This is a genomic window from uncultured Paracoccus sp., assembly GCF_937873615.1.
Lineage (GTDB): Bacteria > Pseudomonadota > Alphaproteobacteria > Rhodobacterales > Rhodobacteraceae > Paracoccus.
In genome coordinates this window covers 35,474-45,861 of the sequence record NZ_CALMYP010000003.1, presented here as the reverse complement: position 1 = coordinate 45,861, position 10,388 = coordinate 35,474, and the positions used below count along the sequence as shown (strand labels likewise).

Here is a 10,388-nt window from a genome sequence, read left to right as displayed (position 1 = left end):
AGATGTCGCTGCTGCTGCGCCGTCCGCCGGGGCGTGAAGCCTATCCGGGCGACGTGTTCTACCTGCATTCGCGCCTGCTGGAGCGTTCGGCCAAGCTGAACGAGAACTATGGCGGCGGTTCGCTGACGGCGCTGCCGATCATCGAAACCCAGGCCGGCGACGTGTCGGCCTATATCCCGACCAACGTGATCTCGATCACCGACGGCCAGATCTTCCTGGAAACCGACCTGTTCTTCCAGGGCATCCGCCCGGCCGTGAACACCGGTCTGTCGGTCAGCCGCGTCGGCTCGGCCGCGCAGACCAAGGCGATGAAATCGGTCGCCGGCCCGGTCAAGCTGGAACTGGCGCAGTATCGCGAAATGGCGGCATTCGCCCAGTTCGGCTCCGACCTCGACGCCGCGACCCAGAAGCTTCTGAACCGTGGCGCCCGCCTGACCGAGCTGATGAAGCAGCCGCAATACCAGCCGCTGACCAACGCGGAAATCGTCATCGTGATCTATGCCGGGACGCATGGTTACGTCGATAACGTGCCGGTGCGCGACGTGGTGGCCTGGGAACAGGGGCTGATCCAGTTCCTGCGCAATCAGAAAGCCGATCTTCTGGACGACATGACCAAGAACGACCGCAAGGTCTCGGGCGATCTGGAAGATGCGATCAAGGCTGCTCTGGACGCTTACAACAAAACCCGCGCCTGAGAGGAGGGATAGATGCCCAGCCTCAAGGATCTGAAAAACCGGATCAACAGCGTCAAGTCGACGCGGAAGATCACCAAGGCGATGCAGATGGTCGCCGCAGCCAAGCTGCGGCGGGCCGAGGAAGCCGCCCAATCCGCGCGCCCCTATGCCGACCGCATGAACGCGGTCATGGCGGGGCTGGCGGAAAAAGCCTCGGGTTCCGACAGCGCCCCGCGCCTGCTGGCCGGGACGGGGGACGACAAGCGTCATCTGCTGGTCGTGCTGACCTCGGAACGCGGGCTTGCGGGGGGCTTCAATTCCTCCATCGTCAAGCTGGCGCGTCAACATGCCGACCGCCTGCGCGGACAGGGCAAGGAAGTCGCCATCCTGACCGTCGGCAAGAAGGGCCGCGAGCAGCTGAAGCGCGATTTCAGCAAGCTCTTCGTGAAGCATGTCGACATGTCCGAGGTGAAGCGCCTTGGCTATGAACATGCCCGCGACATTGCCGACGATGTGCTGGAACGCTTCGAAGCCGGCGATTTCGACGTGGCGACGCTGTTCTATAACCGCTTCGAATCGGTGATCAGCCAGGTGCCGACCGCGCGTCAGGTCATTCCCGCCCTGATCGAGGAGGGCGAGGCCGCCGATGGCGTCTCGGCCGAATACGATTACGAACCCGGCGAAGATGTGATCCTGGCCGAGCTGCTGCCGCGCGCGGTGGCCACGCAGGTCTTCACCGCGCTTCTGGAAAACGCCGCGTCCGAGCAGGGCGCGCGCATGACCGCCATGGACAACGCCACGCGCAACGCGGGCGACATGATCGACCGTCTGACGACCGAGTATAACCGCTCTCGCCAGGCCGCGATCACCAAGGAACTCATCGAAATCATTTCGGGCGCCGAGGCGCTCTGACCGTAAAGGGGTAGAAACATGGCAGAGGCCAAAGCAAAAGGTAAGATCACCCAGGTCATCGGCGCCGTTGTGGACGTGCAGTTCGATGGACATCTGCCGGCGATCCTGAACGCGCTTGAGACCACCAACAATGGCAAGCGTCTGGTGCTGGAAGTCGCGCAGCATCTGGGCGAGAACACCGTCCGCACCATCGCCATGGACGCTTCCGAAGGTCTGGTCCGCGGCGCGGAAGTCGTCGATCTGGGTCAGCCGATCCAGGTGCCGGTGGGCGATGTGACGCTTGGCCGGATCCTGAACGTCGTCGGCGAGCCGGTGGACGAGGGCGAGCCCCTGAACGTCACCGAGACCCGCGCCATCCACCAGCCGGCCCCGGACTTCGCGTCGCAGGCGACCAGCTCGGAAATCCTCGTCACCGGCATCAAGGTCATCGACCTGCTGGCACCCTACGCCAAGGGCGGCAAGATCGGCCTCTTCGGCGGCGCCGGCGTCGGCAAGACGGTTCTGATCATGGAACTGATCAACAACATCGCCAAGGTGCACTCGGGTTACTCGGTCTTCGCCGGCGTCGGCGAGCGGACCCGTGAGGGCAACGACCTTTACCACGAGATGGTGGAATCGGGCGTCATCAAGCCGGACAATCTGGCGGAATCGCAGGTGGCTCTGGTTTACGGCCAGATGAACGAGCCTCCGGGCGCGCGGATGCGTGTCGCCCTGACCGGCCTGACGCTGGCCGAACAGTTCCGCGATGCCACCGGCACCGACGTTCTGTTCTTCGTCGACAACATTTTCCGCTTCACCCAGGCGGGTTCGGAAGTGTCGGCGCTGCTGGGTCGTATCCCGTCCGCCGTGGGTTACCAGCCGACGCTGGCGACCGACATGGGCGCGATGCAGGAACGCATCACCTCGACCAAGAACGGCTCGATCACCTCGATCCAGGCCGTCTACGTTCCGGCCGACGACCTTACCGACCCGGCCCCGGCCACGACCTTCGCCCACCTCGACGCGACGACGGTTCTGTCGCGCGCCATCTCGGAACTCGGGATCTACCCGGCGGTGGACCCGCTCGACTCGACCAGCCGGATCCTCGACCCGGCCGTTGTCGGCGAAGAGCATTACAACACCGCCCGCGAGGTTCAGGGGATCCTGCAGAAATACAAGTCGCTGCAGGACATCATCGCCATTCTCGGCATGGACGAACTCTCGGAAGAGGACAAGCTGACCGTGGCCCGCGCCCGGAAGATCCAGCGTTTCCTCAGCCAGCCCTTCGACGTGGCCAAGGTCTTCACCGGCTCGGACGGCGTTCAGGTGCCGCTGGAAGACACCATCACCTCGTTCAAGGCGGTGGTCGATGGCGAATACGACCACCTGCCGGAAGCGGCCTTCTATATGGTCGGCGGCATCGAGGACGTGAAAGCCAAGGCTGCGAAACTGGCCGCGGAAGCGGCGTAAGGGGGCGATATGGCCGATACCATGCAGTTCGACCTCGTCGCGCCGGAACGGAACCTGATGTCCGTTCCCGTGCGCGAGGTGCGCCTGCCGGGCGCGGATGGGGACCTGTCGGCGATGCCGGGCCATGCGCCGGCCATCGTCAACCTGCGCCCCGGCCTGGTCACGGTGGTCGATGACAAGGGGGCCGAGCATCAGTTCGCGATCTCGGGCGGTTTCGCCGAGATCAACAACGGCTCCATCTCGCTGCTGGCCGAGATCGGTCTGAAGCGCGACGAGATGACCCAGGAGGTCTTCAACGAGATGATGCGTTCGGCGCATCGCAAGAAGAAGGCTGCCGAGGCCCGCGACGCTGCGCAGGGCGTGGCCGAAAGCGCGGTCGCCGCAGCGGTCAAGCTGCTGGCCGACATGGAGGCGCTTGGCACCCATATCGGGTTGGACCCGAATTCTTCCAGCGTTCCGCACTAAGCTCCTCTTAACGAAAGAAAATCAAAGCCCCGGTATCCTCCGGGGCTTTTCCTTTCGGTCGATCCGACTTAATTCTTTCCTGCGGAGGGCAGAATGAAACGACTGACACATCATGCTGTTGGCATCGATCAGGGATCGGAACTGCTCTTCTCGGATTTTGAGCATGGCGGGGCCATGTGGACTGGTTCGGGGCCGCGTGAGTACCGTCAGCAGGTCCGCTTTTCACAAAAATACTCTGGCAAACCTATGGTCCATGTCGGATTGACGATGTGGGATATTGAACGTGGTGAGAACCAGCGGGTCGACATTCGTGCCGAGGAGATCACTCCCGAGGGGTTTGTCATCGTCTTCGCGACATGGGGCAATACCCATATCGCCCGGGTTCGGACCGATTGGCTGTCCATCGGTCCGGTCGAATTCGAACAGGATTTCGATCTGTGATCAGCCGTCGATCAGCGCCAGGATCTTCGCGGCCTCATCGGCGCAGGGGCTGAGCGGCGCGCGATCCTCGCCCGGGAAGAAGCGGGCGCGGATGGCGGTCGGCATCGGTGCGGGCTGCGGCGTCAGCACACGCGGCCCAAGCTTTTCCGATTCCCCCTTCCAGCTTTCAACAAGCGCCATCTGCGCGGCTTTGCTGGCCCCATAGCCGCCGAAGAAGCGCTGCCCGGCGCGCGGGTCGTCGGGGATCACGGCCACGCCCTTGCGGGCGCGCAGCAGCGGTTCCATCAAGCCGATCAGGTTCTGGGTCGCGGTCGCGTTGGTGGCGAAGGATTTCGTCCAGTCCTTGGCGTCGACGTGACCCGCCGGCGACAGCGGCGCGGCATAGATGGCGGTGTGTATCCACAGGTCCAGCCCGCCCCAGCGTTCGGCAATGGCACCGGCAAGCTGCATCATCGCTTCGGCTTCGTTCACATCCATCGGCGCCAGCGTTGCGGCGGCACCGCCCCTGGCGCGGATACGGTCGTCCAGCTCCTCCAGCGCGCCGGTGGTGCGCGCCACGGCGATGATGTGATGGCCCTGCGCGCCAAGCGCCTCGGCCAGAGCGGCGCCGAGGCCGCGAGACGCGCCGGTCACCAGAACGATTTTTTGGCTATCCTGATCCATGGCGGATGCTCTGGCATAGGGCAGGGACAAGCGCAAGCGGGGCTGATGAATTGACTTTCTTCGCAGATGCGGCAAAATCGCCGGCGATGATATTTCCAACAAGAGGCAGTCTCATGACTCTCACTCAGGCGGCACTTCCGACGCGTTCGGTCCTGGCCAATACGATGCTGGTTCTGGCAGGTTCGATCCTGCTGGCGATGTCGGCGCAGGTTTCGGTGCCGATGTATCCGGTTCCGATGACCTTGCAGACCCTGGCCGTGTCGATGATCGGCCTGGCCTATGGTTCGCGTCTTGGCGCCGCGACCGTGCTGGCCTATCTGGCCGAAGGTGCGATGGGGCTGCCGGTCTTTTCGAATGGCGGTGCCGGACTGGCTTATCTGATGGGGCCGACCTCTGGCTTCCTGTTCGGCTTTGTCGGCATGGCCTGGCTGACCGGCTGGCTGGTCGAGCGCGGCTTTGACCGTGGCTTCGGCAAGCTGTTTATGGCCGCCTTCGTGCCGGCGCTGCTGCTGTTCGTGCCGGGTGTCGGGATGCTGAAACTGGTCACCGGCATGGGCTGGCAGGCTGCCGCCATGGCCGGCATGGTGCCCTTCCTGGTCGGCGCCGTGGTCAAGGCCGTGATCGCCGCCATGGCCATCAAGGGCGGCTGGTCGTTCCTGGATCGTCGCTGATCCCCGCAGTTTCTCGAAACGCCGCCCTTCGGGGCGGCGTTTTTCTTTGCCTGCCAGTCATGCGCAAATGAAAAGGCCCCGGAGACGATCCGGGGCCTTTCGTATATCTTCCTGGCTTGCGCCTCAGCGGTCGTCGACCTGCACATAATCGCGCTTGTCCGAGCCGATATAAAGCTGGCGCGGGCGACCGATCTTGTTCTGCGGGTCCGACAGCATTTCCTTCCACTGCGAGATCCAGCCGACGGTGCGCGACAGCGCGAAGATCGGCGTGAACATCGAGGTCGGGAAGCCCATGGCCGACAGGATGATGCCGGAATAGAAATCGACGTTCGGATAGAGCTTCTTCTCGATGAAATACTCGTCCTGCAGCGCGATCCGCTCCAGCTCCTTGGCGACCTGCAGCGTCGGGTTGTTATGCACACCCAGCAGGTCCAGAACCTCGTCGGCGGATTGCTTCATGACCTTGGCGCGCGGGTCGAAGTTCTTATAGACGCGGTGACCGAAGCCCATCAGCTTGAACGGATCGTTCTTGTCCTTGGCTCGGGCGATATATTCCGGGATCCGGTCGACCGAGCCGATTTCCTGCAGCATCTCCAGCGCCGCCTGGTTGGCGCCGCCATGGGCCGGCCCCCAGAGGCAGGCGATTCCGGCGGCGATACAGGCAAACGGGTTCGCGCCCGAAGAACCGGCCAGACGCACGGTCGAGGTCGAGGCGTTCTGTTCGTGATCGGCATGAAGGGTGAAGATCCGGTCCATCGCGCGCGCCAGTGCCGGGTCGACCTTGTATTCCTCGGCCGGCACGGCAAAGCACATATGCAGGAAGTTCGACGCATAATCGAGATCGTTGCGCGGATAGACGAAGGGCTGGCCGATCGAGTATTTATAGGCCATGGCCGCGATCGTGGGGACTTTCGCGATCAGCCGCATCGAGGCGATCTCGCGCTGCATCGGGTCGGCGATATCGGTCGAATCGTGATAGAAGGCCGACATCGCACCGACGACGCCGACCATGGTCGCCATCGGGTGGCTGTCCCGACGGAAGCCGCGGAAGAAATAGTGCATCTGTTCATGCACCATGGTGTGGCGGGTGATGCGGGTCTCGAAATCGATCATCTGCTCCTTGTTCGGCAATTCGCCGTGCAGCAGCAGATAGCAGACTTCGAGGTAATGCGATTCCTCGGCCAGTTGCTCGATCGGGTAGCCGCGATACCACAGCTCTCCCTTGTCGCCGTCGATGAAGGTGATGGCGGAATCGCAGGATGCGGTCGAGGTGAAGCCGGGGTCATAGGTGAAGACATCGCCCTGACCGTAAAGCTTGCGGATATCGAGCACATCCGGCCCTGCGGTCGGGGTGAGTACCGGAAGCTCGATTTCCTTGCCGTAAACGGACAGGATTGCGGGTTTATTGTCAGCCATTCCCTGTTTCCTTCGCTGTGGCCGACGCGCTTGCGCCGGGCGTGGGGGTGGGGGTCAGCCCACTTGATCTTGCAGTCGCGCCAGGGTCTCCGCAGGCCCGAGTGCGAGCATCATGTCGAACACGCTGGGGGTCGAGGTCTTCCCGGCCAATGCGGCACGCAGCGGCGCCGCGATCTTGCCGAGGCCAATCCCGTGGCGATCCGCGACGGTTTTGGCTGCGAGCTCCAGCTCTTCTCGCGTCCAGCTATCATGCTGCAGCGCGGCAGTCAATTCCGACAGCATACCACGGGATACCGAATCGAGATTTCCGGCCGCTTTTTCGTCCGCTTGAACCGGCCGTTCGATCAGCGCGAAATGCCCTTGCTCCAGCAATGCTGGCAGGGTTTTGGCCTTTTCCTTCAGCACCGGCAGAATCGGTTCCAGCCGGGCGATCTGGGTCGGGTTCAGGGCCGGCTGGCCTGTCGCCTTGCGGAAATCCTGCAATTCGGCCAGCAGCCTTTCGTCCTCCGTCCGGGCGATATGCCAGCCCGAAACATGTTCCAGCTTCTTGAAGTCCAGCCGCGCCGGTGCCCGTCCTATCCCATTGAGATCGAACCATTCCCTGGCCTGATCGTCGGTGAAAAGCTCGTCATCGCCATGGGCCCAGCCAAGCCGGGCGAGGTAGTTGCGCATCGCCTCGGGCGGGTAGCCCAGGGCCGCGTATTCGTGCAGGCCGACGGCGCCGTGACGCTTGGACAGTTTCTTGCCATCGGTGCCATGGATCAGCGGGATATGGGCGAAGACCGGACGCGCCCAGCCCATGGCGTCATAGACCTGGGCCTGACGGGCGGCATTGGTCAGGTGATCGTCGCCGCGAATGACATGGGTAACCCCCATATCGTGATCGTCGACCACCACCGCATGCATATAGGTGGGGGTGCCGTCGCTGCGCAGCAGCACCATATCGTCGAGCTGGTCGTTGCGGAAGGTGACATCGCCCTGCACCGCATCCGCGATCACCGTCTCGCCCTCGCGCGGGGCGCGCAGCCGGACCGCATAGGGGCCGTCCTGCGGCGTCTCATTGTCGCGCCAGGGCGATTGGAAGGGGCGGTTCGGATTGGCCTCGCGCCAGGCGGCGATGTCTTCGGGCGTAGCATAGCAGCGATAGGCATGGCCCGAGGCCAGCATCTCGCGGGCGACCTCGGCATGACGCCCGGCGCGCTCAAACTGGCTGACCGGCTCGCCATCCCAGTCGAGACCGAGCCAGTTCAGCCCGTCGAGGATCGCCGCCGTCGCCTCGGGCGTCGAACGCGCGCGGTCGGTATCTTCGATCCGCAGCAGGAATTTTCCGCCGCGACCGCGGGCGTAAAGCCAGTTGAACAGCGCCGTGCGGGCGCCGCCGATATGCAGATAGCCGGTCGGAGAGGGCGCAAAGCGGGTAACAACGGGCGGGGCGGCGTCGGTCATGTCGGGGCCTTTCGAATGGAGACGATTGCCCCTGCGGGCATTAACCATTTCTCAACGAGTCTGGATCTAGTGTCGCTGCGAGGGATAGCGAAGGGGCCGGCAAAGAACAATGGCATCGGCGGTCACGGTATCGGAGCCGGGCGTGCGCCCCGGCTGGCCGGGCAGGGCGCGGACCCTGCCTGCCAGACCCGCGCGCCGGCCGCAGATGCGCGCCACCGAACGCGCCGGGCTGATGCCATGGATGCCTTGCCACATGGCGGGCGGGATCGGGCTGTGGTTCCTGCTGCCGGCGCAGCCGGGGCGGCTGGCCTATGCGCTGGCGGGGCTGGTGCTGCTTGCGGGCCTCGCGCTCTGGCGGATCGGGGGCGGGACCCGGCGCGCAGATGCGCTGCGGCTTATGGGTTTTGCCGCGATCTTCACGGCCCTTGGCTTCGGCCTGTGCGGATTACGGGCCTGGCGTGTCGACGCCCCGGTTCTGGGCTTTCGCTATTACGGCGCCATCGAGGGGCGGGTGATCGAGATCGACCGTTCCGCCCGCGACCGCATCCGCCTGACGCTGGATCAGCCCCGGCTGGAGCGTGTGGCACCCGCGCGGATGCCGCGCAGGGTCCGGATTTCGCTGCCGGACGGCGTGACCGAGGCGCCCGCGCCCGGCACCCGTGTCATGCTGACCGGCCATCTCGGCCCGCCGCCGGGCCCAGCCGAGCCGGGCGGCTTCGATTTCCGCCGGGTCGCCTGGTTCGAAAGCCTCGGCGCCATCGGCCATACGCGCGCGCCGGTCATGGTCGCGGTCCCGCCCGCGCCGGGGGGCGCGCTGCGCCTGCACCGGCTGCGGATGGACCTGTCTGAGGCGATGCAGGCCCGGATCGGCGGGCAGGCGGGCGCGGTTGCGGCGGCGCTGATGACCGGGGATCGCAGCGGCATTTCCGAGGCTACCAACCAGATGATGCGCGATTCGAACCTGTTTCACATCATCTCGATCTCCGGGCTGCATATGGGGATGCTGGCGGGCTTCGTCTATGCGGCGGCGCGGCTGCTGGCGGTGGGCTTTCAGGGATTCAGCGGGCGCGGGCATGACATTGCGGCGCATAAGCTGGCCGCCGTGATCGCGATTCTGGCGGCGGCGGGCTATCTGTGGCTCTCGGGCGGCGGCGTGGCCACGGAACGGGCTTTCCTGATGGTCGCGGTCATGCTGGGCGCGATCCTGGCCGACCGACGTGCGCTGTCGCTCAGGACCGTGGCACTGGCGGCCATGGCGATTCTGGCGCTCGCGCCCGAGGCGCTGCTGACCCCCGGTTTCCAGATGAGCTTTGCCGCCACCGTGGCGCTGATCGTGATCTATCCGCCCTGGCAGAAGCTGGCGGCGCATCTGCCCTGGCTTCTGCGGCCGCTGGTGCTGCTGATCCTGACCTCGGTCGTGGCGGGGCTGGCGACCTCGCCCATTGCGGCGGCGCATTTCAGCCGGATGGCGCATTACGGCCTGCTGGCGAACCTGCTGGTGGTGCCGGTGACCGGGGTGCTGATCATGCCGATGGGACCGCTGGCGGCGCTGCTTGCGCCCTTCGGGCTGGCGGGGCCGGCGCTTTGGCTGATGGGGCTGGGGACGCGCTGGATGCTGGCCGTGGGCGCATGGGTCGCGGGGCTCGACGGCGCGGTCAGCCATGTCGTCCTGCCGAGGCCATCGGTGCTGCCGCTGATGGGGGCGGGGGCGCTGCTGGTGCTGCTTTGCTGGCAGGGTCCGGTCTGGCGCAACAGACGGGTGATTGCGGGGTTGGCGATGATGGCGACAGCGGCGGGGCTTTGGGCCGGGGCGACGCGTCCGGCTGTGCTGATCTCGGGGCAGGGCGATGCTTTGGGGGTGATGACCCCGGTCGGGCGGGCGCTGTCCAAGGACCGGGGCGGGGCCTTTACGGTGGGTGAATGGCTGGAAAAGGACGGCGACGGTGCCGATCAGGCCGGGGCGGCTGCCCGTCCGGGCTGGTCGGGGCCGGTGAAGCAGCGGGTGTTCCGTCTCAAGGCAACCGAGATCCTGCACCTGACCGGCAAGGGCGCGGCCGAGGCGGCCCTGACGGCCTGCCGGGACGGGCGCATCATCGTCTCGGATCAACAGATCGAGGGGGAGTTCACGGCCTGCCGTCTTTATGACCTGGGCCGGCTGCGGCAGACCGGCGCGATTGCCCTGTCTGGGCAAATGAAGGCGCCGGTGACCTCAGCCGAGATCACCGGCAAGCGCCCATGGGCGCCATAGGGC

Annotated in this window: 9 protein-coding genes and 1 pseudogene; 7 read left to right on the top strand and 3 right to left on the bottom strand. The window is 65.2% G+C overall.

The genetic code is table 11. The features are described from left to right. The 5 genes and pseudogenes from Q0330_RS00785 to Q0330_RS00765 form a co-directional block, all read left to right on the top strand. Positions 1-695: pseudogene (locus Q0330_RS00785) on the top strand (F0F1 ATP synthase subunit alpha); the annotation flags it as partial. Between the two features lie 12 nt (positions 696-707). Then, positions 708-1,586: a F0F1 ATP synthase subunit gamma gene (locus tag Q0330_RS00780; protein WP_299472997.1), complete on the top strand. Its 879-nt coding sequence runs from the start codon at positions 708-710 to the stop codon at positions 1,584-1,586. 18 nt (positions 1,587-1,604) lie between these two features. Beyond that, on the top strand, positions 1,605-3,035 hold the full coding sequence (atpD, locus tag Q0330_RS00775; protein WP_299472995.1) for a F0F1 ATP synthase subunit beta: 1,431 nt from the start codon (positions 1,605-1,607) through the stop codon (positions 3,033-3,035). A 9-nt stretch (positions 3,036-3,044) separates the two neighbouring features. Beyond that, positions 3,045-3,500: an ATP synthase F1 subunit epsilon gene (gene atpC / locus Q0330_RS00770; RefSeq protein WP_299472993.1), complete on the top strand. Its 456-nt coding sequence runs from the start codon at positions 3,045-3,047 to the stop codon at positions 3,498-3,500. 93 nt (positions 3,501-3,593) lie between these two features. Further along, positions 3,594-3,941 (top strand): H-type lectin domain-containing protein, encoded by a 348-nt coding sequence (locus Q0330_RS00765; RefSeq protein ID WP_299472991.1) that lies wholly within the window; start codon positions 3,594-3,596, stop codon positions 3,939-3,941. On the opposite strand, the gene Q0330_RS00760 is transcribed toward Q0330_RS00765, so the two are convergent. Continuing rightward, positions 3,942-4,604 (bottom strand): SDR family NAD(P)-dependent oxidoreductase, encoded by a 663-nt coding sequence (locus Q0330_RS00760; protein WP_299472989.1) that lies wholly within the window; start codon positions 4,602-4,604, stop codon positions 3,942-3,944. 113 nt (positions 4,605-4,717) lie between these two features. On the opposite strand from Q0330_RS00760, the gene Q0330_RS00755 reads away from it, so the two are divergent. Beyond that, positions 4,718-5,275: a biotin transporter BioY gene (locus Q0330_RS00755; RefSeq protein ID WP_299472986.1), complete on the top strand. Its 558-nt coding sequence runs from the start codon at positions 4,718-4,720 to the stop codon at positions 5,273-5,275. Positions 5,276-5,398: 123 nt separating this feature from the next. Here Q0330_RS00755 and gltA read toward each other — a convergent pair whose 3' ends face one another. Both gltA and gltX read right to left on the bottom strand, forming a co-directional pair. Continuing rightward, positions 5,399-6,691, bottom strand: coding sequence for a citrate synthase (gene gltA / locus Q0330_RS00750; protein WP_299472985.1), 1,293 nt, complete (start codon positions 6,689-6,691; stop codon positions 5,399-5,401). Positions 6,692-6,745: 54 nt separating this feature from the next. Then, the gene (gene gltX, locus Q0330_RS00745; protein ID WP_299472983.1) at positions 6,746-8,137 is read right to left on the bottom strand and encodes a glutamate--tRNA ligase; all 1,392 of its coding nucleotides are present in this window, start codon (positions 8,135-8,137) and stop codon (positions 6,746-6,748) included. Between the two features lie 205 nt (positions 8,138-8,342). Here gltX and Q0330_RS00740 point away from each other — a divergent pair, with 205 nt between their 5' ends. After that, the gene (locus Q0330_RS00740; protein ID WP_299472981.1) at positions 8,343-10,385 is read left to right on the top strand and encodes a ComEC/Rec2 family competence protein; all 2,043 of its coding nucleotides are present in this window, start codon (positions 8,343-8,345) and stop codon (positions 10,383-10,385) included. Positions 10,386-10,388: the final 3 nt, after the last annotated feature.